The following is a 274-nucleotide window of genomic DNA, read 5'->3' as shown; positions in this document are numbered from 1 at the left end:
GCACCATGATCCATTGCCCGCGCTGTATCCGTTGGAAGGGCAAATACCCGTCAATTGCTTCCACTCCACTGAAAATGCTGATGGTTTATGCAGTTTGTCGTCACGTCCAGCGTGGATAACCATAACCAAGATCGACGGCAGCCACACCTTCAATGGCGATTTCGACGGTTTGGCCCAACGCCTTATCGAACAGCATCCAGATGTACGCGACGCGCTCTGAGCCCGGCCAGCAGTGATGGAGCCAGCGCCACGGTCGCCGAGCCCAACACCACCA

1 protein-coding gene is annotated in these 274 nt (G+C 56.6%); it reads left to right on the top strand.

Annotated features, from left to right (window positions below):
- A partial coding sequence (locus AAEZ05_RS28590) for a hypothetical protein (protein ID WP_350649961.1) occupies positions 1 to 220 on the top strand: 220 nt, incomplete at its 5' end.
- Positions 221 to 274: the final 54 nt, after the last annotated feature.

This window comes from Pseudomonas sp. HY13-MNA-CIBAN-0226 (genome assembly GCF_040310305.1).
Taxonomy (GTDB): domain Bacteria; phylum Pseudomonadota; class Gammaproteobacteria; order Pseudomonadales; family Pseudomonadaceae; genus Aquipseudomonas; species Aquipseudomonas gregormendelii.
The sequence above is the reverse complement of the archived record's forward strand: the minus strand, read 5'-3'. Positions and strand labels throughout refer to the sequence as shown.